This window comes from Acinetobacter sp. YH12046 (assembly GCF_013419905.1).
GTDB lineage: Bacteria > Pseudomonadota > Gammaproteobacteria > Pseudomonadales > Moraxellaceae > Acinetobacter.
The window spans coordinates 14,049-35,064 of the sequence record NZ_VOZF01000007.1 but is presented as its reverse complement, the minus strand read 5'-3'; the positions used below and the strand labels follow the sequence as shown (position 1 = coordinate 35,064).

General features: G+C 43.1%; 22 protein-coding genes. 5 read left to right on the top strand and 17 right to left on the bottom strand.

The window, feature by feature from the left end:
• Positions 1-27: 27 nt before the first annotated feature.
• From FTU03_RS06405 to FTU03_RS06350, 12 genes are all read right to left on the bottom strand, one after another.
• Entirely contained in the window at positions 28-369 is a 342-nt protein-coding gene (locus FTU03_RS06405) for a PilZ domain-containing protein (RefSeq protein WP_004784000.1), read from the bottom strand.
• Positions 370-386: 17 nt separating this feature from the next.
• Positions 387-1,367 carry a DNA polymerase III subunit delta' C-terminal domain-containing protein gene (locus tag FTU03_RS06400; protein WP_179992435.1) on the bottom strand — a complete coding sequence of 327 codons (981 nt, stop codon included), beginning with the start codon at positions 1,365-1,367 and terminating at the stop codon, positions 387-389.
• A gap of 14 nt (positions 1,368-1,381) precedes the next feature.
• A complete protein-coding gene (kdsB, locus tag FTU03_RS06395) occupies positions 1,382-2,143 on the bottom strand; it encodes a 3-deoxy-manno-octulosonate cytidylyltransferase (RefSeq protein WP_159123998.1) in 762 nt (253 codons plus the stop codon).
• A 12-nt stretch (positions 2,144-2,155) separates the two neighbouring features.
• Positions 2,156-3,160, bottom strand: a complete 1,005-nt coding sequence (gene lpxK / locus FTU03_RS06390) for a tetraacyldisaccharide 4'-kinase (RefSeq protein WP_179992434.1) — start codon at positions 3,158-3,160, stop codon at positions 2,156-2,158.
• Between the two features lie 3 nt (positions 3,161-3,163).
• On the bottom strand, positions 3,164-4,891 hold the full coding sequence (gene msbA / locus FTU03_RS06385) for a lipid A export permease/ATP-binding protein MsbA (protein WP_179992433.1): 1,728 nt from the start codon (positions 4,889-4,891) through the stop codon (positions 3,164-3,166).
• Positions 4,891-5,313: a biopolymer transporter ExbD gene (locus FTU03_RS06380; RefSeq protein ID WP_159124000.1), complete on the bottom strand. Its 423-nt coding sequence runs from the start codon at positions 5,311-5,313 to the stop codon at positions 4,891-4,893. The genes msbA and FTU03_RS06380 overlap by 1 nt, the downstream gene beginning before the upstream one ends.
• Before the next feature lie 10 nt (positions 5,314-5,323).
• Positions 5,324-5,965 carry a MotA/TolQ/ExbB proton channel family protein gene (locus FTU03_RS06375; RefSeq protein ID WP_179992432.1) on the bottom strand — a complete coding sequence of 214 codons (642 nt, stop codon included), beginning with the start codon at positions 5,963-5,965 and terminating at the stop codon, positions 5,324-5,326.
• Between the two features lie 37 nt (positions 5,966-6,002).
• Complete coding sequence (locus tag FTU03_RS06370; protein WP_004784018.1) at positions 6,003-6,890, bottom strand: ParB/RepB/Spo0J family partition protein; 888 nt, start codon at positions 6,888-6,890, stop codon at positions 6,003-6,005.
• Positions 6,887-7,669 (bottom strand): ParA family protein, encoded by a 783-nt coding sequence (locus tag FTU03_RS06365; RefSeq protein ID WP_004784019.1) that lies wholly within the window; start codon positions 7,667-7,669, stop codon positions 6,887-6,889. Before FTU03_RS06365 ends, FTU03_RS06370 begins: the two co-directional genes overlap by 4 nt.
• 24 nt (positions 7,670-7,693) lie before the next feature.
• Complete coding sequence (rsmG, locus tag FTU03_RS06360; protein WP_166139427.1) at positions 7,694-8,326, bottom strand: 16S rRNA (guanine(527)-N(7))-methyltransferase RsmG; 633 nt, start codon at positions 8,324-8,326, stop codon at positions 7,694-7,696.
• 85 nt (positions 8,327-8,411) lie between these two features.
• Positions 8,412-9,101 carry an N-acetylmuramate alpha-1-phosphate uridylyltransferase MurU gene (gene murU / locus FTU03_RS06355; RefSeq protein WP_179992431.1) on the bottom strand — a complete coding sequence of 230 codons (690 nt, stop codon included), beginning with the start codon at positions 9,099-9,101 and terminating at the stop codon, positions 8,412-8,414.
• Positions 9,102-10,115, bottom strand: coding sequence for an aminoglycoside phosphotransferase family protein (locus FTU03_RS06350; protein ID WP_159124004.1), 1,014 nt, complete (start codon positions 10,113-10,115; stop codon positions 9,102-9,104).
• Positions 10,116-10,236: 121 nt separating this feature from the next.
• Here FTU03_RS06350 and lptC point away from each other — a divergent pair, with 121 nt between their 5' ends.
• Together lptC and FTU03_RS06340 are read left to right on the top strand one after the other, a co-directional pair.
• Entirely contained in the window at positions 10,237-12,708 is a 2,472-nt protein-coding gene (lptC, locus tag FTU03_RS06345; RefSeq protein ID WP_179992430.1) for an LPS export ABC transporter periplasmic protein LptC, read from the top strand.
• Positions 12,708-14,015: a peptidylprolyl isomerase gene (locus FTU03_RS06340; protein ID WP_004784026.1), complete on the top strand. Its 1,308-nt coding sequence runs from the start codon at positions 12,708-12,710 to the stop codon at positions 14,013-14,015. Before lptC ends, FTU03_RS06340 begins: the two co-directional genes overlap by 1 nt.
• A gap of 101 nt (positions 14,016-14,116) precedes the next feature.
• Here the strand turns inward: FTU03_RS06340 and hfq are convergent, their stop codons facing one another.
• The 4 genes from hfq to tsaE form a co-directional block, all read right to left on the bottom strand.
• Positions 14,117-14,638, bottom strand: a complete 522-nt coding sequence (gene hfq / locus FTU03_RS06335) for an RNA chaperone Hfq (RefSeq protein WP_125279037.1) — start codon at positions 14,636-14,638, stop codon at positions 14,117-14,119.
• Positions 14,639-14,729: 91 nt separating this feature from the next.
• The gene (gene miaA / locus FTU03_RS06330; protein ID WP_179992429.1) at positions 14,730-15,674 is read right to left on the bottom strand and encodes a tRNA (adenosine(37)-N6)-dimethylallyltransferase MiaA; all 945 of its coding nucleotides are present in this window, start codon (positions 15,672-15,674) and stop codon (positions 14,730-14,732) included.
• Positions 15,675-15,680: 6 nt separating this feature from the next.
• Complete coding sequence (mutL, locus tag FTU03_RS06325; protein ID WP_179992428.1) at positions 15,681-17,651, bottom strand: DNA mismatch repair endonuclease MutL; 1,971 nt, start codon at positions 17,649-17,651, stop codon at positions 15,681-15,683.
• Entirely contained in the window at positions 17,644-18,120 is a 477-nt protein-coding gene (gene tsaE, locus FTU03_RS06320; RefSeq protein ID WP_179992427.1) for a tRNA (adenosine(37)-N6)-threonylcarbamoyltransferase complex ATPase subunit type 1 TsaE, read from the bottom strand. Before tsaE ends, mutL begins: the two co-directional genes overlap by 8 nt.
• 129 nt (positions 18,121-18,249) lie before the next feature.
• On the opposite strand from tsaE, the gene FTU03_RS06315 reads away from it, so the two are divergent.
• From FTU03_RS06315 to FTU03_RS06305, 3 genes are all read left to right on the top strand, one after another.
• Positions 18,250-19,158 (top strand): RluA family pseudouridine synthase, encoded by a 909-nt coding sequence (locus tag FTU03_RS06315; protein WP_179992470.1) that lies wholly within the window; start codon positions 18,250-18,252, stop codon positions 19,156-19,158.
• Positions 19,159-19,271: 113 nt separating this feature from the next.
• Positions 19,272-19,619, top strand: a complete 348-nt coding sequence (locus FTU03_RS06310; RefSeq protein ID WP_179992426.1) for a type II toxin-antitoxin system RelB/DinJ family antitoxin — start codon at positions 19,272-19,274, stop codon at positions 19,617-19,619.
• 99 nt (positions 19,620-19,718) lie between these two features.
• A complete protein-coding gene (locus FTU03_RS06305; RefSeq protein ID WP_004784033.1) occupies positions 19,719-20,162 on the top strand; it encodes a GNAT family N-acetyltransferase in 444 nt (147 codons plus the stop codon).
• A gap of 10 nt (positions 20,163-20,172) precedes the next feature.
• Here FTU03_RS06305 and FTU03_RS06300 read toward each other — a convergent pair whose 3' ends face one another.
• The gene (locus FTU03_RS06300) at positions 20,173-20,880 is read right to left on the bottom strand and encodes a pseudouridine synthase (protein ID WP_179992425.1); all 708 of its coding nucleotides are present in this window, start codon (positions 20,878-20,880) and stop codon (positions 20,173-20,175) included.
• Positions 20,881-21,016: the final 136 nt, after the last annotated feature.

Here is a 21,016-nt window from a genome sequence, read left to right as displayed (position 1 = left end):
AATGAGTTCCTACCGAAGGTAAATTAACTACATAGTGTAACTTTTACGTCCATCAGATTTAAGACCCGCAACCAGACGATCTGCTTCATTTTTGAAGAAAACGCCTTTTTCACCGGTGAGCTGAATCCCAAAACCTTGTGGCTTGATGCCATTCTGCTTTTGAGACACCCAGATCACTTTTCCGGTTAATGGAATTTTCTGCGTCTGTTCAGGTAAAGTCGTCAAAACAAAAACTTCTTCACCTAATTTTACTGGCTGCTTGGAAGGAATAAAAAGTCCACCACCTACAACATATGGCATATAACTGGCAAATAACGTTTCAATATCCGGAATATTAGCCTGAATAATACCGCCCATACGTGGTTGCATCTTGTTTTCCCCTTAAGCTAAAGATTCATCAGCTTGATACACAATTCATCGAGCACCAGATTACTTTGTACGTTCTGCTCAAGATATTGTTTGGCTCGCTGAAAATCCTCATAAATTTTAAAAAGTGTTTCCAATGAATATTGTTCGGCCAATACATTAAAGTCCAGATCAATGTTTTTTACGGCCTGATTTAGCTTGACACAAATTAAATCGGACAACAAGTATTCAAACATTTGACCAAATTCACCAAAACTCAGGCTTTTATTCCATTTGGTCGCAATTGCCATTGGCATATTTTTTTGAATGACCAGTTTTTTCCAGTCTTCCATGAATTCCTGACGTAATGGCAACCAGGAACTTTGTGCAACCTCAATCGCTTGCAAAGGCATCTGATTGGATAAATTCATTAATAGCTGCTGCTGGCTCGAACCTGCTTCAGGTAACTGCGCCTCTACATATTCACTGAATTGGACTGATGAAATCCGGTCCAAAGCAAAATGCTGTAAACGGCTGCGAATAGTTGCAGGCAATTTCAGATAATGATCCGCAAGCAGAATAATGACAATATTTTCACCCGGTTCTTCCAGAGTTTTCAGCAAGGCATTAGAAGAGGCAATATTTAATGCTTCAGCGGGTTCAATGACAATGACACGCCAGCCATCGACGGTCTGCTGTACAAAAGGCAGAAGATCACGGATCTTTTCAATTTTAATTTTGGCATTCTGTTTTTTATTGTCTTCATCAGTGCTGATATAGACGTAATTCGGATGGGTATCCGCTTTCAGCCACTGACAACTGCCACACTCACCGCATGGCCCCTTAGGCTGACGGTTCAGGCATAAAACCCAGGCCAGAAACTGCTGGGCAAAGGCTTCTTTACCACAGCCTTTTTTTCCATAGAACAATAAACCATGCCCAAGCTTAGGAAAACGCCCGGTTAGCGTATCCCAAACCTGTTGCTGCCATGGATAAATCTGTGCATTGACATCAAGCGGCATGAAGAATTCTCAAATTAAGCAAAAGAAGATGGATCCATCTGGTTCAAGCGATCCAGATCTTCCTGCGTATCGACACCTGGCGGTAAATTGGCTTCTGCCACAGCAATGGCAATACGGTGACCATTTTCCAGGACACGTAACTGTTCTAAAGATTCCAGTTTTTCCAGCACACCCATTTCCCAGGTTACATATTCCTGTAGCAGTTTCACGCGGTAAGCATATAAACCCAAATGACGATAAGCCTGATCATGCAGTTTCTGTTCAGCCAGCTTGGCACCATCACGGTCATAAGGAATCGTAGCACGACTAAAATACAATGCCTGATTGTGCTTAGACATCACAACCTTAACGATACTGTCACGCTTGAATTCCTCTAAATGATGGATTGACTCACACAGAGTCGACATTGAGCAAGCTGGTTGATCTTCTAAGAGTTGCGCGACCTGTTTAACTAACTGGGCTGGCAATAAAGGTTCATCACCCTGTACATTCACAATAATGTCATCACTCGCCCAGCCCTTGATTCGAGCTACCTCGCTTAGACGATCGGTACCTGATGGATGATCTGCTGAAGTCAGGACCACATCAACGCCTTCAGCACGGCAAACTTCGGCAATACGTTCATCATCTGTTGCCACACACAGGTCATCAAAGCCCTGTACTTTTTTGGCCTGATCCACGACACGCAGAATCATCGGACGACCATGGATTTCCAGCAAAGGTTTACCCGGCAAACGTGAACTGGAGAAGCGTGCAGGAATAACTATATGTTTCATCGTAAATAAACCTTAGGAAATAGAAATACCCTGTTGCTCTAATTGCTGCTGCAATATTGTATAACAGGCAGGTGACAAGACTGCATCGACTGGCACCACCCAGATATCGCGATGATAATCTGGATACTGTTTGAGTAATGCCATAATTTTAACTGCATCTTTTTCAGTAGTAATGATCGGACTATTGTCATCGAATTGCAGATCTTCAATTTCATAATCATGATGATCTGGAAATTCATGACACTGAAATTGCTGCAGCCCCAGATGTTCTAGTGTTTGATAAAAACGCTGTGGAAAACCGATGCCGACTACTGCATAGAAAGCCGCAGTTGGATCAAAGCTTTTGATAACATCCTGATTTAATAAATACGGCTGAGAGGCTGCAAGATGCATATGCAAAGGCGAAACTGGATTTGCTGCATGTTCAATCACGGTACCTTTTTCCAACCGGGTAACGGGTTCACGCAGATAACCTTCTGGTAAAAGTTTCTGGTTGCCCAAGCCTCGGTTATTATCCAGCACAATCCATTCAATCTGACGATTTAAAGCCCAGTGCTGCAAACCGTCATCACAAATAATTAAATCCAGTGCATGCTTTTCTAGCAGAAGCTCAATGCTCTTTTGACGATTTGGCCCTACAGCCATCGGCACACCAGTCGCTTGGACAATTAAGGCTGGTTCATCACCTACCACTTCAGGCAAGGTATTTAAATCTACATAAGCAGGAAAAGGACCTTTACCACCATAACCTCGACTGATTACACCAATCCGTAGGCCTTTTTCAGTGAGGTAATCCACCAGATGAATCAGTAAAGGTGTTTTACCACTCCCACCTACGGTAATATTTCCAATCACCATTACTGGAATAGGTGCGGTATAGCTTTTTTTAATCCCTTTACGGTAAAGCCAGTGGTTACTGACAAAACCCAAGCGGTAAAGCCAGGACAAAGGACGCAGCACAACCAGCCACTTTGCCTGTGTATTCCAAGCATCCTGAATGATCTGTGCCAAAGCCATGACTTAATGTTCCTCGAAATTACGTTGGTGCAGCTGATAATAAGCACCTTGACGTGCAATCAGCTCAGCATGATTACCCTGCTCTATAATACGACCTTGATCCATCACTACAATGCGGTCGGCATTTTCAATTGTTGATAGACGGTGGGCAATCACAATCGTAGTCCGATCTCGCATCGCCTGATCAAAGGCACGCTGAATAAAGTATTCAGATTCATTATCCAGCGCACTGGTCGCTTCATCCAGAATCAGAATCGGTGCATTTTTCAGAATAGCACGGGCGATCGCAATACGCTGACGCTGACCACCTGACAGATTCAGACCTTGAGCACCTAGTGGCGTATCATAACCTTGTGGCAAGGCCATAATGAAATCATGTGCATAGGCAGCTTTTGCCGCTGCAATGATTTCTTCATCACTCGCATTTTCTAGCTGGCCATAAGCAATATTTTCACGAACAGTACGGTTAAACAGCACTACCTGCTGGTTTACCATCGCGATCTGGGTACGTAAAGCAGTCAACTCATAATCAGTAATCGGTTTTTGATCCAGTAAAATTTGCCCGGATGAAGTTTCCTGATAACGTACCAACAGATTCACCAGCGAGGTTTTACCTGCTCCTGAACGCCCAACCAATGCTACAGTCTCGCCCGCTTTCACTTCTAGGTTAAAGTCATAAATCGCATGGTGACCATCACCATAAACCAGATTGACATCTTTAAATTGAATGTTGCCTTTTAAGGCATCATTGAGTTTGCCGGTATTATGCTCTTCAGGCATATCTAGCAATTCAAACACAGAATGTGCGGCCGCCATACCACGCTGAATTTTTTCATTCACATCAGTTAATGTCTTGATTGGTCGCGCCAACATGCCAGCAGCTGTAATATAAGCAACAAATTCACCCGCAGTCGTATCTCCCAAAATTTGTGGGCGCAATGCAATATACATCACGATACTGAGTGAAACTGACATGATCAGCTGTACCACTGGACTGTTCAGCTGCTGTACTGCCACCATTTTCAAGCCACGGCGTAGATTTTCCAAAGAATTCTGTTTAAAGCGTTCCTGCTCATAAATCTGACCACCAAAACCTTTGACAATCAGATTGGCATTTACCGTTTCCTGAACAACATGGTTCACATCACCCATAGTGTCCTGAACCTGTTGTGATAGCTTGCGCATCCGTTTTGAAGCTTTACTGATCACAAAACCAATCACGGGTCCAAAGATCAGAATACACATGGTTAAACGCCAGTTGGTATATAAAAGATATCCCAATAAGGCAATTGTGATCAGACCTTGCTGAATGATCGTTCTAAGTGCTTCAGTTGAGGCTGCGGTGAGCTGCTCAACGTTATACATAATTTTGGCCGTAATATGACCGCTGGTATTGTCCAGAAAATATTGCGCAGGCAAACGCAATATTTTGGCAAAGACTTCCTGACGAATATTAAATACCAGATTACGGGAGATGACCGCCGTATAATACCCACCGAGGAATAGGCCTAGCCCCCGGAAGAACATCAGTACTACCACTAAGAATGGGAAAAGTAAGGTGAAACCCTGGTCTCTGTTTTGTATCGCCTCAATGATATATTCCAGTAATTTGGCTACAGAAACTTCTGTGGCCGCATTAATAGAAAAACCAAGCAGGACAATTAAGGCTGTGCCCCAAAATGGTTTTAAATAGCTTAAAAGGCGAAGATAGACCTTAAAATCGTGCTTCACTAATAACCTCGAGTTGGTACTTTCGTACTGATGTTGACATTAACAAAGCCAAGTTGCCCTGCAACGTCCATGACACGAATAACATCCTGATGTGTCGCTTTTGCATCAGCGGCAATGACAAACATTAAATCACGACGTTCATTCGAAATCTGTTTAATTGCCGTATTTAAATCTGCTGCATCTTTACTGGCAATAGACTGACCATTCACGGCATAGTGGCCATTGGAATCCACAATCACTTCAATTTTCTGATCAAAATTCTTGGGCGGTACACCTTGCGCATCTGGAAGCGTCAGGTTCATTCGGCTCATCTGGTTAAACGTGGTTGAAAGCAGCAGAAAGACCAAAATAAATAGCAGGCAATCAATCATGGGCGTCAGATTGATATGTACATCTTCCACCTGGTTACGTTTAAATTTCATGCCCCTGCTCCTAGCTTGCTTTCTTGATGCGTTCTTCTACATCATCTGAAGCATTTAAATAGAACAGGTTGGCATGAAATAACGTTGCTTGCTGCTCAAGTTCCGCTACATATTCCTGAACCAGACGCTGGAAATAACGATGTGCAAATAAAGCAGGAATAGCAATCAGCATACCCGCTGCTGTCGTGATCAGTGCTTTGGAAATACCCGGCATCATTAATACTGGGTCACTATTAGTACCGACATCAATCATTAAAAATGATTCAATAATTCCAATCACTGTACCGAGCAAACCGAGTAGAGGTGCTACTGCACTCAAAGTACCCAGAAAATTAATATTCTTTTCCAGATAGCCAATTTCCTGTGAAGCTGCCACTTCCATCTGGGCACGAGCATATTGCTCAGACTGGTGACACGCTTCAAAACCAGCAGTAAATACACGACCCAAAGTACTGTTTTTCAAAGCTGAACTTTGTTGCAGCTTTTGCATAGCTTGGTCTGCATTTTGTGCAGGACCCATCAGAAGTGAGTTGGGCAGTACCAGACTCTTTTTTAAACGAATGAAGCGCTCGACCGAGATCGCTAGCATAAATATCGAACACAATACCAGCGGCAGCATCAACCAGCCGCCTGCTTTAACCAATTCCCACATCTGATTTATTCCCCAATAAAAACAAATTTTAAATTAATTATTCATCGCCCAGGATCGAAAGAATCCCGTCCAGCTCTTCTAAAGAATGATAGCTAATGACCAGCTTGCCTTTCCCTTGCTTGTTGTAGTCAATTTTAACATCCGCACTAAAGCGCTCAGACAGGCGCTGAGTCAACTGCTGAATGTCTGGCGCAATCGCTGCTTTTGGTTTTTCTGTTTTCGGTGCATTGTAGTCGCGTACCAACTGTTCGGTTTGGCGTACTGACAGACTCTTTTCAATGACCATCTCAGCAACTTTAAGCTGATCTTTAGCCTTCAAAGTCAGGATGGCACGTGCATGTCCCATATCCAGCAGGCCCTGCTGCATAAAGTCTTTTACTTCTTCAGCCAGAGTTAGCAGACGCAGTAGATTACTTACTGTAGTACGTGCCTTACCGACGGTATCGGCAATTTCCTGATGGCTTAAACCAAACTCGTCATGGAAACGCTGCAAAGCCATCGCCTGATCAATCGGGTTCAGGTCCTGACGCTGAATGTTTTCGATTAAAGCTAATGCAATTGCGACCTGATCATTCAGCTCACGCACAATCGCAGGAACTTCAGTCAGACCTGCTAACTGTGCCGCACGCCAGCGACGCTCACCGGCAATAATCTCGTATGGATAGCGTTCATCATCGACCGGACGGATCACGATTGGCTGCATGATGCCATGCTTCTCAATCGATGCGGCCAGTTCCTGCAGATCCTGCTCATTGATATAACGACGTGGCTGATATTCACCACGTTTCAGCAGATTGACATCAATCTGTTTCAACTGACCATGATCAAGACCTTGTGCTTCGAGTTGTAATTTTTCTTTTTGAATTGATCCCAGCAAGGCATCTAAACCACGACCTTTGGCGAGTCCACGTTTCTTGACGGTCATGCTTTACTTCCTTTTTTCACTTTGCTTTTCTTTAATACTTCAGCTGCCAGATTTAAGTAAGCAACTGCACCCTTTGAACTTTTTTCAAAATAAATAACCGGTAGACCATGTGCCGGCGCTTCAGCTAGACGGATATTACGTGGAATCACGGTTTCATAAAGTTTTTTACCAAAATATTGCTCTAACTCTTCTGAAACATCACGGGTCAAGGCATTTCGAGCATCATACATGGTACGCAATACACCCACGATCTGCAGGTCTGGATTAAGTGCTTGCTGAATGCGGTCAATGGTTTGTGTCAGATCAGCCAGGCCTTCGAGAGCATAATATTCGCATTGCATCGGAATAATCACGCCATCCACTGCTGCCAGTGCATTCACGGTAATCAAGCTTAAGCTTGGTGCACAATCAACAATGATATAGTCGAATGAGGATTCAATTTCCTGCAAAGCTTCACGCAAAATAAATTCACGGCCTTTTTGCTCAGCAATCGCCAGCTCCACACCAGCCAGGTCACGGTTTGCCCCTAAAACCTTGTATCCAACTTCAGCCTTGGTGATCGCAGTTTCAATCGGCACTTCACCCAGCAATACATCAGTCACTGAATACAGCAGGTCATTTTTCTGAATCCCCGACCCCATGGTCGCATTTCCCTGAGAATCCATATCCACAAGCAAAACGCGTTTTTTTAGCACAGCGAGAGATGCCGCCAAATTTACTGCGGTTGTGGTTTTACCGACACCACCTTTCTGGTTGGCAATCGCAATAATTTGTGCCATGTTGACCCCGATCCTTCAAAAATTTTAAATACGTTTTAATAGAAGTAAATGACGTTGTTCGTCCAAGCGCGGAACCTTCAGTTCAATAATCTGACAGCTAAATTCATCTTTTAATGCTGCCACTTCCTCTTCAGGAATCAAACCTTTCATGGAAGCAATAATACTCTGCTCATGCATATACGGTTTAGACGCATTCACAAAATCTGTCAATGAAGCAAATGCACGACTGGTAATCACATCAAACTGACCCAGCTCATTGATACTGTCTTCATTTTCCACACGGGTTTGTACTGCAATGACATTTTTTAATTTTAGGTCTGCAATAAACTGCTTGAGGAAACGAATTTTTTTACCATTTGAATCCAGTAGTACGCAATCACGCTCAGGCTGACATAAAGCAATGATCATGCCCGGCATACCACCACCAGTCCCAATGTCGAGCAAACGACCTGCAGGCAAATCCTTTAGAATGCTTAGACTGTCAAGCAGATGCTTAACTAGCATTTCCTTAGGATCACGGATTGCAGTCAAATTGTATGCTTTATTCCACAGTACCAAAGCATCCTGGTACTTGAGTAATAAATTTAAAGCTTCATCCGACAGCTCTAAACCTAAAGCCTGGCTACCCTGCTTTAGTTCTTGAAAAAACGTGTGCATAAACAATCAACGCTCGAAAAAGTTAAGTGGAAGTATACCGTTTTCTCTATATTGGCACAGTAGGGAGTGCTTAGTGAATATTCACTTAAGCAGACTTCCCTTCTCGGATCATTAAATCCAGCGCATTCAAACGCTCAGGCGTTCCCACATCCACCCAAATACCTGTCAATTTAGAGGCAGCAATCTTATTTTCCAGCATTGCTACTTTTAATAATGGTGCCAAAGGACGCTTTCCAGCCTCTAAGCCTGCAAACATTTTCGGATGAATCACTGATACACCGCTAAAAGTCAGATTTTCACCACTGATCTGCTGATCAAAGGTATAAGCCTTGCCGTCAGCAAGTGTGAAATCACCGTTTGGATGCTGTTCCGGGTTTTGTACCAATACCAGATGTGCCAGATTTTCACCCAGCTCAACATTCAATAAAGGTGCAAAGTCCATAGTCGTCCAGACATCGCCATTGACCAAAATGAAAGGCTCATCACCAAGCAGTGGTAAAGCATTAATAATGCCACCGGCTGTTTCCAGACCTTCACCTTCATGTGACCATAAAATCTTGACACCAAACTGTGAACCATCACCCAACGCCTGAGCCAATTTTTCACCTAACCAAGCCGTATTAATGACAACTTCATTCACGCCCATCGCAGCCAGTTTTTCAATATGCCAGACAATTAGCGGCTTACCACCCACTTCTAGTAAAGGTTTTGGGGTATGCAAAGTTAAAGGACGCATGCGGTTGCCCAAGCCAGCCGCGAGAATCATCGCTTTCATTTAGGCTGCTACCTCGTATGAACCATATTTTGCTTCAAAAGCTGGCATCACTTTTTCATGAATGAACTGCATAAATGGCTGTAATTCAGGATAGTCTTTGGTTTCTTCCAGCAGATACCACATCACACGTGGCAGGTCTTTTAGATAGCCAGATTTACCATCTCGCTCAAACAAGCGGACAAAAATACCTAAAATCTTGATATGGCGCTGAATGGCCATCATATCCGCATCTTTTTTGAACTGTTCGAAATCACGGTCCTGTTTTGCCGCTGCTGGTAACAGGTCATAGAACACTTTAAACCAGCGATACACCCGATCTGCATTCCACTGCACATAGGCATCACGGGTAATCGAAATCAGGTCATAGGTATCAGCACCGATTACTGCATCCTGAAAATCAATCACACCCAGTTCGGTTTCATTTTCGATTTTCATCAGGTTACGGCTATGGAAATCACGATGCACAATGACTTGTGGTTGTGCCAAAGCAGCATTCGCCAGTATCGCAAATGTGCGCTTGATCAGAGCGGACTCTGATTCTGTTGGCTGAATTTTTAGAGCAGGCAGCATCCAGTCAGTCAGCAGCTCCATTTCAGAAATAAGCTTCTCATAAGAATAAGCAGGAAACTGACCTTCTCCAGGAATGGACTGCAGCTGAATCAGCTGTTTAAAACTTTGCTCATAATAGGCATCAACTGTCTGATCATTTAGCAGATTTGATAACAGCACATCACCAAAATCTTCGAGCAGCAAAAAGCCATTTTCCAGGTCTTTGGCCACAATGTGTGGAACACGTACGCCATGGGCATCAAAAAATTCATCAATCGTCACAAAAGGCACACAATCTTCTTTTTCTGGTGGTGCATCCATGAGCATAAATGTTTTATTATTCAGTTTGATTCGTGCATAACGACGAAAACTTGCATCGCCTGCTAAAAAATGTGTTTCAAATTGATCTGAACCGAGTACAGAAGCAATCCAAGATTGTATCAATTGTTCGCGTTGAGTATTCATTTGCAATAAATTCTAGTACAGGCTGAGTTTTTAAAGTGCTAAGTGTAGCTACTTATCAACTTTTTCTCTATGATGCGACAATAATTAATTGCGATAAAAGCATGATTGGTTAATGAGACAAATGAAGCATCACTTTAAAATAAACCCTCTAGCGACTGCGATCTTAACCCTTTTATGTAGTAGCTCGGTCTCAAGCTATGCTGCATCAAATGACTCATCCAATGTAAATGCGGAACAACTCAAACAGCGCATTAATGAGACCTATCCCGGTGAAGCATTCTTCTCACAATATTATGTGGATAAATCTTCACCAGAAGCACAGCAGCGTCAAGGTAAATATCTCAGTTCAGCCTATTGTGAAGGTGCCTGGGTCACTCCTATTGCACCTGATGCACCGACGATTGACCCTGAACAGGCAACTTCAACCATTACTGCAGACTATGGTCATTATAATCCGGCCGGTGATTCCTACTTAGAAGGCAATGTGGTCATTGATCAGGAAGGTCGCCAGATTCGTGCGGAACGCGTGACGATTGATCAGACTCAAACTTATGCTAAGGCAGAAGGTCAAGTCCAATTGGCTCAAGGTGGCTTGATTTCGCAAAGCGATGATATCAATTACAACCTGAAAACCCAGCAAGGTGACTTAAACAACAGTTTCTTCATTGCCGAAGAACAGCATGCGCATGGTCGTGCTGAAAAGATTGCCAAAACCTCTGACGATACGCTTGAACTGGAAAATGCCACCTATTCCACCTGTCCACCTGAACAGAAACCGACCTGGAAAATTCAGGCAGATCAAATCAAGCTGAATCAGGAAACCGGTCGCGGTGAAACCCGTAATACCAAGCTCTATGTGAAAGATGTTCCGGTACTCGCTGTTCCTTATTTTAACTTCCCAATCGATGATCGCCGTACCACTGGGATTCTGACGCCAACTTTCGGATTTACCAATGATGGCGGCCTGGAATTAGGTGTGCCGGTTTATCTCAATTTGGCACCACAATATGATGCGACCATTACGCCACGTTATATTAGTGACCGTGGTGCGATGCTGGATGGCGAGTTTCGTTATCTAACAGAAAACTATGGTGAAGGCCGGATTTGGGGTGGCTACCTGCCATCTGATGAAAGTTATAGCAATAAAGACCGTAAAGACCTGCACTTCCTGCATAACTGGCAAATCAACGATCAGTTCTTAACAAATCTTGAATATAATTACGCATCAGACAAGGACTTTTTTGCCGATCTGGATAATAACCCAGATTCAAAAACAGACCTGAACTTGCGCCGTGCTTGGGAAGTTAATTATAAAAATGGTATCCCCGGCTTAAAAGCTCAATTTAAAGTTGAAGATTTCCAGACGCTTGATCCTGCCGTTCTGGATGAAGACCGCCCTTATGCGCGTTTGCCGCAGCTTTTGGTGAATTATAAGACCGGTAACCCACTGGGTTTACAATACGAATTTAATAACGATACAGCTTATTTCCAGAAAGACATCAGAAATATCGAAAATATTGATACCGGTGATGAAGCCATCTATCAACCAAGTGGTACACGCATCTATAATGATTTCTCGGTACGCTATAATCACTTTACCCCTTGGTCATTCTTCATTCCTCAGGCAACATTACGCAATATCAATACTTTCTATGATCAAGATACTATTGATCGTATTAATAATAATCAAACCAGCTCATCAAGTGAAAATCATTCTATCGTAGTGCCACAATTTACGCTGGACACCGGTTTAATTTTTGAAAAAGATGGTCGCTATTTACAGACCTTGACGCCTCGCCTGTTTTACGCTTATTCACCGTATGAAAATCAGCGCAATCAGCCAAACTTCGACTCTGTCGTAGCCTCAATTAATTATGACCAATTATTTAGTGCACGCCGCTTCTATGGTAATGACCGCTTAGAAGACAATAACTTCGCTTCTTTAGGTCTTAGTTACAGTTTATTTAATGAAGAAGGTTTAGAGCGATTACGCGCCAGTGTGGGACAAAGTTTCTTCTTTGAAGATCGCCGTGTCACATTAGATCGTGAAGCAGATGAATTTGACCGTGAAAGCCATACTGGACCAGTTATTCAGCTTAAAAGTCAGTTAAACAAAAACGTGCATGTCAACCTGAATTCTAGCTGGATGTCGAATGGCTCCAATGCCCAGCGTGATGTACAGGTTTATTATACGGGCGATCAGGGCAATCTGTATAACGTAGGCTATTTCTATCGTAAAGATATTCCAAACCGCCAGGAAAGTTATGATCAGGTGGTTGGCTCATTTATCCAGCCCATTGCCAATAACTGGCGTCTGGTCGGCCATGCGCAATTTGACCTGGATAATAGTGTCGCACGTGAATATTTACTTGGCGTAAACTATGAGTCATGCTGTTGGGGAGTATCTGTCTATGGCCGCTCATACTACAATGACCTAGACGATATCAATGACCCAGATGTGAAAGCGAAACGTGCAGTAATGGCTGAAGTAACGCTTAAAGGTCTTGGCGGGTTGAGCAACAAGCTAACCTCATTACTAGAAAATCGTATTCTAGGTTTTAACAATATCAATCAAACTTGGACAGAACGTTAATGAAGACAAAACAGTTAAAACAAATTTTTAAAGCGACCGCACTTGCGCTATGTCTTTCTTCAGCGATGACGACTTTTGCTGTTGCCCAACCTAAAGATGAAGTTGTAGCTGTTGTCGACAATAGCGCTATTCTGCGTAGTGATCTGGCACAAAGCGTTGCTGAAATTTCTCACCAATTGCAAAAGCAAAACAAGCCTGTTCCCCCGCAACCTTATCTTGAACAACAAGCACTTGAACAGTTAATTGTACGTCAGGCTCAACTGGAACAGGTCAAACGCTACAATATCCGCCCAGATGAAAAATCTTTAAATGAAGCAGTGCTTAAAGTAGCACGTGATTCAGGCTCCCCTAGCTTAGAAGCTTTTCAGCAAAAACTGGATGCTATCGCGCCGAATACGTATGCCTCTTTACGTAACCGTATTGCTGAGGATTTAGCACTTAGCCGTTTACGCCAGCAAGCCGTAAATTCACGTATTCAAATCAGTGATCAGGATGTGAAAAACTTCCTGAATACACCGCAAGGTCAAGCTTTGTTAGGCAGCCAGGTACATGTTCTGCATTTACGTATAACTGGAGAAAATGCACAGCAGGTTGCAGCACAAGTAAGAAATGATTTAAGCAGCAGTAATGATATTCAGGCGATCAGCAAAAAATATTCAACTGGCGATATTAAAGTAGATGCGTCTGATATGGGCGTGCGAAATTTATCAGAAATCCCAGGCGAACTCGCTGCACGTGTTTCTACTTTGCAAGCGGGTCAAACATCTGAACTGATTCCTGCGGCAGATGGCGTGCATGTCCTGAAACTTTTAGAGCGTAAAGGTGGTGAGCAGAAAGCATTGGTTCCTCAGTACCAGACCCGTCATATTCTGATTCAAACATCAGAAGTGGTTAGCCCAGAAAATGCTAAACAGATGATTGATAGCTTATATACGCGTCTTAAGCAAGGTGAAGATTTTGCAGTATTGGCGTCTACTTTCTCTAATGACACAGGTTCAGCGCGTGATGGCGGAAGTTTAGGCTGGGTCAGCCCAGGTGTCATGGTACCTGAATTTGAACAGCGTATGAAAAGTACGCCAGTGGGTCAGATTAGTGAACCGTTCCAGTCACAATTTGGCTGGCATATCCTGCAAGTGACCGATACACGTCAGCAAGATATGACTCAGGAATATCAGGAACGTATGGCACGCCAGATCCTGGGTGAACGCCAGTTTGATGCTGAGCTAGATAGCTGGTTACGTGAAACCCGTAGCAATGCCTATGTAGAAATCAAAGATCCTCAGCTAGATCCTAAACGCGCTCGTTAATTTAAGAAAAGAAAGCCAGCATAATGCTGGTTTTTTAATGGCTCAATTCTTTAAGCAATAAAAAAGCCTCTTATTAAGAGGCTTTTTTATTTCAGATCCGATTAACGATTGTTTTCGTCGTCAGAAGAATCTTCAAATTTTGAATCGTTATCAAAACCAGCGCCTTGACCACCGAAACCAGCGCCTTGACCACCAAAGCCAGCACCTTGACCACCGAAGCCACCTTGACCGCCGAAGCCACCTTGACTACCGAAGCCACCTTGACCGCCGAAGCCTTGACCACCGAAGCCAGCGCCTTGACCGCCGAAGCCACCTTGACCACCGAAGCCACCAGCAGCGCCTTGACCACCGAAGCCACCCGCGCCACCTTGACCACCGAAGCCCGCACCTTGTGAACCAGCAGGAGCACCAGCTGGACGAGGGTTACGTGCAGGTACTACTGTAGAAATCGCGTGTTTGTAAACCATTTGGCTTACTGTATTTTTTAATAATACAACGTATTGGTCAAAAGACTCGATGTGACCTTGTAATTTGATACCGTTTACCAGGAAGATAGAAACTGGAATACGTTCCTTACGGAGAGAATTCAAGAATGGATCTTGTAAAGTTTGACCTTTAGACATGTTATAACTCCAAAAATTTAAAAATCAGCGCAAAAAACTATCTCTATTTTTCAATTAAAAATTATAAAAAAGATAGTACTCAAATTTTGCTTTATCCGTGACAGTTTCGCAAGTCTTCTTGGGCCTGCTCGAGCGTAAAATATGTTGTAAATTTATGCTTTTCTTGCAAAGATCTCAACCAGGTATATTGACGTTTGGCAAGTTGTCGTGTCGCAAATAAAGCCTTATCCTCCATTTCCCGTTGTTTTTCATGACTTAGGTCACCTTTTTTTAAGAATTCTATGGCTTGGCGGTAACCTACTGAACGCATTGAGGGTAAATTTTCGTCAAAATCGTATTTTCCCATTAATCCTTTAACTTCATTTAAAAATCCGTTTTTCCACATAATTTCAAGACGTTTTTCAATACGTTTGTGCAATTCTAACCGATCGGGCATTAAGGCATAATTATGGAAATTGTAACGATATGGTAAATTTTTTGGTTGTTCTGCTTGTAGTTTTGTAATCGGCTCACCTGTTAGCTTAAAAACCTCTAATGCACGGATAATTCTCTGTTTATCACTGACTTTAAATTTCTGGCCTGCTAAGGGATCTACCTGACATAATTCAGCATACACCGCTTCCCACCCTTCACGAGCGGCTTTCTCTTCGATCTGGGCACGTACTGCGTAATCTGCACTTGGCAAATTGTCAGATAAGCCTTCAAGTAAGGCCTTAAAATACAGCATGGTGCCACCCACCAAAATTGGTGTTTTACCACGCGCATGAATATCATCAATCAGACGGCAAGCATCTTCGACAAAGTTTGCTGCAGAATAGACTTCGAGCGGGCTAATAATATCAATCAGATGATGCGGATAGCGCTCTAATTCCTCTTTAGAAGGTTTCGCTGTACCAATGTCCATTTCCCGATAAACTAGCGCAGAATCGACAGAAATCAGCTCAAAATGACCTTGCTCGTATAGTTCACATGCCAAAGCAGTTTTACCGCTTGCAGTTGGTCCCATTAAATTGATGACCGGCAGTTGATTGGACATGTAAGGCTACTCTCCTCGAGCGAAAAGTTTATCAAGTTGAGACAATGGAAATGCTCGCCAGGTTGGACGACCATGATTACATTGGCTCGCAAATTCAGTTTGTTCCATCTGGCGCAGCAAAGCGTTCATTTCTGACAGACTCAACATGCGATGCGCACGTACCGCACCATGACAGGCCATGCCCGCAAGAATCTGATCCCGTTTCTGCATTAACCCTTGCCCCTGATCATTCGGATCCAGATCATTCAGTAATTCAGGGATCAAGGCATCAAAATCAGCTTTATGCAAAATGGCCGGTACACCCCGTACAATGACCTGTTCATCACCATACTGGTCAATTTCCAGACCTAAACGAGCAAGTTGATCTTTAAGCTCGTCAACACGCATGGCTTGCATACGACTAATGCTCACCACTTTAGGAATCAGCAATTGCTGGGATATCCAGAATTCCGGTTTATCCCAAGCCATTTTCATCTGTTGCAGCAGAATACGCTCATGCGCCGCATGCATATCTACGATGATTAAGCCTTCGGTATTTTGCGCTAGTATATAAATACCATGCAGCTGGGCGATCGCAATCCCCAAAGGATGCTCATCCACTTTACTGTGTAAATGTGACTGCAATGCATCCGATGCTGAAGTATTGGTTTCCGGTTCAGTTTCTCTTAAAGGCGCGAGATAACTTTTCAAGGCATTATTCAGCTGCTGTGAACCCGAATATGACTTATTATAATCCTGCGCATAATGCACAGTTTGTGGACCTGATGACTCGAAATCCGTTAACACATCAGAAGCTTCTTCTTCATGCTGACGATACGGAGATGTGACTGGAATAACCGGTTGAGTGGCTACGGACTGATGCAGGCTAAACTGCTCTTGATAGCGCGGCTGAGGTGTTATCGCAACAGCTTCAGACTCAGGTTTCATCGCCTCAGCCAGATCAGCGCTCGCAGTCTGGAATTGTGCTAGGGTTTCCTTGGCATAATGTCGTACAAATTCATGTACTTCACGCTGGTTCAGAAAACGAATTTCATGTTTGGTTGGATGCACATTGACATCGATGCTTTCTGGATCGATTTCCAGAAACAGTAAATAAGCGGCATGCTGATGGCCATGCAGGATACCATCATAAGCCATACGCAAAGCGTGCGAAATAGTCTTATCTTTAACGATCCGGCCATTCACATAGACATACTGCAAATCGGCTTGAGCCCGTGCATCCGAAGGATGTCCGAGCCAGCCTGATAAACGCATATTGATACTGTCTGCATCAATCCAGTAAGCATTTTCAGTAAACTGACGGCCAAGTAATTGTTGCACACGTTGAAAACGCAAAGCTCCACTATCTGCAACCGGCAAATTCAGCTTGATCGTTTGGTTATGTTCCAATACAAAGCGAATATCAAAATGCGTTAAAGCCATACGGCGAACAATTTCTTCGATATGTCCAAATTCAGTGCCGGGCTTTTTCAGGAATTTGCGCCGCGCCGGGACATTGAAGAATAAATCCTGCACCCGGATCTGAGTTCCTTTGGATGCTGCGACCGGTTGAATATCCTGATGATCAAAAGCCGTACCGTTCACTTCGACCTGATAGCCAATGCCATCTTCATTCTGGCTACTGGTTAAAGTCAGGCGTGACACTGCAGCAATCGAGGCCAACGCCTCACCACGAAAGCCCAAACTGGTAATCGCATGCAGCTCTTCAGCCGTTTGAATCTTACTGGTCGCGTGACGCATCACGGCTAGTGGCAAATCCTCATAATGAATGCCTCGGCCATTATCAATGATTTCAATCAGCGTACTGCCGCCCTGTTCCACCCGGATGATCAGCTCGGTCGCACCTGCATCAATCGAGTTTTCCAGCAACTCCTTGACCACAGATGCAGGACGTTCAATCACCTCACCTGCGGCAATCTGGTTCGCCAGCGCAGGATCAAGTGCACGGATACGGCGTATGCTTAAATCATCAACCATTTGGGAATTCACGCTCCAAAGCTTGCTGTAATGCCAGATTAGAAGAAATCAGACTTGCAGTACGGGTCAGCTCATCTTCTGATTTTAAAATTTCAATAATTAAATCGGCTTGCGGGATTTCATCACCCCCCTTAGAAGGCCATTCAAATAGAAATAGCGCATTGGGAGTTTCTAAATAATCCCGGATTCCCATCAATTCAAGTTCATAAGGGTCATTGAGACGATATAAATCAAAATGAAAGATATCCTGACCATTCACCTGATACGGTTCCACCAGCGTATAAGTCGGACTTTTTACTGAGCCTTTATGACCGAGTTGTTGTAAGTAATAACGCGTCAGCGTGGTTTTCCCCGCACCCAAGTCACCAATCAGATATATAACGCCCGAAGAAAAATTATTTGCCAGAACTTTGGCCAGATTTTGGGTGTCATCTTCATGTTTTAAAGTGAAATTAAATGAATAGGGCATATTACTCACGACATGATGAAAAAGAATAATTATGATAGCATCGCAACGCTTTAAAAGCCTATTCACCTCTGTGAGAAACTGTATTTTTTCACAGCATCCGTTCCAAACAAGAGATAGATCCACGTTGTGATGACTTCGACTGTTGAATTTAGCCCACCCATGCTGAATGGGGTTACGGCAAGTAAAGTATTCCTGCAAGCGACAGCTGATTCACCCAAGACAGTCTATGCCTATCTGTGCGCGCAATTTCCCCATATTGAGTCGAGCGAATGGCAATCCCGTTTCGATAATGGTCTGGTTTATGATGCTCAGGGCAAAGCCTTAACCATCGAAAGTTCTTTTCAAGCGAATACTCATTGTTTTTATTATCGTTTTTTGGCACACGAAGTGCATGTTCCTTTTCAGCATCATATTCTGTTTGAAAATGAGCATCTGCTGGTGGTGGATAAACCGCATTTTCTAACCATGAGTCCTACTGGACAATATGTACAGGAAACCTTGCTGGTACGCCTAAAACAGCAAACTGGAAATGAACATCTTACTCCGATTCATCGATTGGATCGTGAAACGGCAGGTGTGGTGCTGATTTCAAAATGTGTGCAATCGCGTGGCGTTTATCAGCAAATGTTTGCGACTCGGCAGGTACAGAAAACCTATCATGCGATTGCGGCTTATCGTGATGATTTAAGTTTTCCGCTCATCACAAAGTTGAAAATGGAGAAAGGCCAGCCCTTTTATACCATGCAGGTGGTAGAAGGAGAACCTAATAGCGAAACCGAAATTCAATTGCTGCAACATGATCAGCAATGGGGCAAATATGAGCTAAAACCACATACAGGAAAGCAGCATCAGTTAAGGGTACACTTAAGTCATTTGGGGATTCCGATCCAGAATGATCCTTTTTATCCGCAGGTTTCCCATAAGGCGGATGATGATTTTTCTGCACCGTTACAGCTACTGGCCAAACACATTCAGTTTACGGATCCAGTTACCCAAAAGCAGATGCAATTTAGCTCTAAACTTGAATTGACACTGTAAATCTCTTGTCATTACAGATTATTTTCTAAAAACGGCAACTTGAGGATTGAAATCCCGAAGTTATCGATTAGAATAAGGCGAAAAGTTAAGTAATTTAAAGCTTTGAAAATATTATGAGAAAAACTGAAGTTTATCAAATTCGCCTGGATTCCCAAGAAAAGAAACAGGCATTTGCAGTATTTAAACAATTGGGGATTACGCCGGCTCAGGCAGTTCGTCTTTTTTTTAAACAGGTGGTTCTAACCAAATCAATCCCCTTCTCGATTGAAAATCAGAATATCAACCTGGAACAGTTGATCAAGTTACGCAAGCAGAAACAGAGTGAACTAAAGTCAGAACAAACTTCAAGTCCAAGTACTACAGCGATTCCAGCAGATCATCAGGAAATGAATCTGGATGATGATCATTTTGATTTATTTGAAGAACTGAATGCTATTTTAGGTGAAAGCGACAAAATTTAACATTGTTGCATTTACGAACAATTCTTAAGTTTCTCTCCTTTCAAACTTCGCTATGCTTGATGTTAATGATAAATAATAAAATTAACATGGAGTAAGCCGATGATCGTGCGACGTGCCCAGTCAGAAGATCTACCTAACCTGGCCGTTTTATTTGATGAGTACCGTCAATTTTATGGTACTTCTTCCAATCTGGATTTATCTTACGAATTTTTGAAACAGCGTTTTGAAGATGGTCAAACTGTCATTTTTATCAACACCAAGGATGATATTTTTACCGGATTTATTCTGCTGTATTTAAGATTTTCCTCAGTCGCATGTTCTACCTATTATGTGCTGGACGATGTCTATATTAGCCCGCCTTATCGCCGGCATGGTGCAGCCAAGCAACTGATTGATACTGCTATTTTATTTGCCCGACATGAAAATGCGCTTCGAATCAGCCTGGAAACGCAAAAAACCAATTATCAGTCACATAAACTTTATGAGTCACTTGGATTTATTCAGGACAATGAATTCGTGACTTTCCATTGTTTCCTGAAATAGATCCCAGACTTTATTCGGTACGGAATTTTGCCTGTGCCAGTTGTTCTGCGTCCAGATAGGTCCATTCCCCTATTGCCAGTTCATTCAAGGCCAACGCACCAATCTGGGCACGATGCAGCTGTTCCACTTTATTGCCAACAGCTGCCAGCATACGTTTCACCTGATGATAAACCCCTTGATGAATCGTCATTTGCAGACGATTGTCATCCAGACGAACAATATCTGTAGCAGCAAAGGTGCCTTTTTCATTTCTCAATTCCACACCCTGTTCAAGCTGTTGAATCTGTTCATCTGTCACGGGATCGGCAGTAGTCATCTGATAAACTTTCGCCACATGTTTTTTGGGATGCGTCAATGCTTGTAGAAACTGACCATCATCGGTCAGCAATAACAGTCCAGTTGTATCTTGATCGAGACGACCTACACATTGAATTCCACGGTTTAACAAGGTGTCATCAAACAGATCAAATACACTGAAATGATGGGTAGCCTGATGTGAACACTCATAATCTTGAGGCTTATTGAGCGCAATATATACTTTTTCCCGATAGCGATATTCATGACCATAGACGCTAAAGGTCAGATCTTGCAGATTCAGCTTATGCTTGGGGTTATCGATGAGTTCGCCCTGAATCGAAACAGCACCATTTTTAATCAGTTGCTGACAATGTTTTCGTGAGCCGAAACCTTGTGATTGCAACATTTTTTCCAATAGCATCTGTCTGAACCTGTTTATACGAACGATAGGCGCATTCTATACTGAAAACTAGCCAGATTCATTTCTTGTAGAGCATTCTCCCTTTAAATGGCTAAAAAGCCTATAATCCTGTGACTTTTCATTTTTTTATCTCCTC

Bases quoted from the DNA above. Each gene is read 5' to 3' on its own strand.
- FTU03_RS06405 (WP_004784000.1), bottom strand. From the start codon at position 369: ATGCAACCACGTATGGGCGGTATTATTCAGGCTAATATTCCGGATATT.
- FTU03_RS06365 (WP_004784019.1), bottom strand. From the start codon at position 7,669: ATGGCACAAATTATTGCGATTGCCAACCAGAAAGGTGGTGTCGGTAAA.
- FTU03_RS06400 (WP_179992435.1), bottom strand. From the start codon at position 1,367: ATGCCGCTTGATGTCAATGCACAGATTTATCCATGGCAGCAACAGGTT.
- FTU03_RS06380 (WP_159124000.1), bottom strand. From the start codon at position 5,313: ATGAAATTTAAACGTAACCAGGTGGAAGATGTACATATCAATCTGACG.
- FTU03_RS06315 (WP_179992470.1), top strand. From the start codon at position 18,250: ATGACTTCGACTGTTGAATTTAGCCCACCCATGCTGAATGGGGTTACG.
- lptC (WP_179992430.1), top strand. From the start codon at position 10,237: ATGAAGCATCACTTTAAAATAAACCCTCTAGCGACTGCGATCTTAACC.
- FTU03_RS06300 (WP_179992425.1), bottom strand. From the start codon at position 20,880: ATGCTATTGGAAAAAATGTTGCAATCACAAGGTTTCGGCTCACGAAAA.
- FTU03_RS06305 (WP_004784033.1), top strand. From the start codon at position 19,719: ATGATCGTGCGACGTGCCCAGTCAGAAGATCTACCTAACCTGGCCGTT.
- FTU03_RS06310 (WP_179992426.1), top strand. From the start codon at position 19,272: ATGAGAAAAACTGAAGTTTATCAAATTCGCCTGGATTCCCAAGAAAAG.
- FTU03_RS06350 (WP_159124004.1), bottom strand. From the start codon at position 10,115: ATGAATACTCAACGCGAACAATTGATACAATCTTGGATTGCTTCTGTA.
- miaA (WP_179992429.1), bottom strand. From the start codon at position 15,674: ATGTCCAATCAACTGCCGGTCATCAATTTAATGGGACCAACTGCAAGC.
- FTU03_RS06340 (WP_004784026.1), top strand. From the start codon at position 12,708: ATGAAGACAAAACAGTTAAAACAAATTTTTAAAGCGACCGCACTTGCG.
- mutL (WP_179992428.1), bottom strand. From the start codon at position 17,651: ATGGTTGATGATTTAAGCATACGCCGTATCCGTGCACTTGATCCTGCG.
- FTU03_RS06375 (WP_179992432.1), bottom strand. From the start codon at position 5,965: ATGTGGGAATTGGTTAAAGCAGGCGGCTGGTTGATGCTGCCGCTGGTA.
- hfq (WP_125279037.1), bottom strand. From the start codon at position 14,638: ATGTCTAAAGGTCAAACTTTACAAGATCCATTCTTGAATTCTCTCCGT.
- tsaE (WP_179992427.1), bottom strand. From the start codon at position 18,120: ATGCCCTATTCATTTAATTTCACTTTAAAACATGAAGATGACACCCAA.
- lpxK (WP_179992434.1), bottom strand. From the start codon at position 3,160: ATGGCTTTGGCACAGATCATTCAGGATGCTTGGAATACACAGGCAAAG.
- murU (WP_179992431.1), bottom strand. From the start codon at position 9,101: ATGAAAGCGATGATTCTCGCGGCTGGCTTGGGCAACCGCATGCGTCCT.
- FTU03_RS06370 (WP_004784018.1), bottom strand. From the start codon at position 6,890: ATGACCGTCAAGAAACGTGGACTCGCCAAAGGTCGTGGTTTAGATGCC.
- kdsB (WP_159123998.1), bottom strand. From the start codon at position 2,143: ATGAAACATATAGTTATTCCTGCACGCTTCTCCAGTTCACGTTTGCCG.
- rsmG (WP_166139427.1), bottom strand. From the start codon at position 8,326: ATGCACACGTTTTTTCAAGAACTAAAGCAGGGTAGCCAGGCTTTAGGT.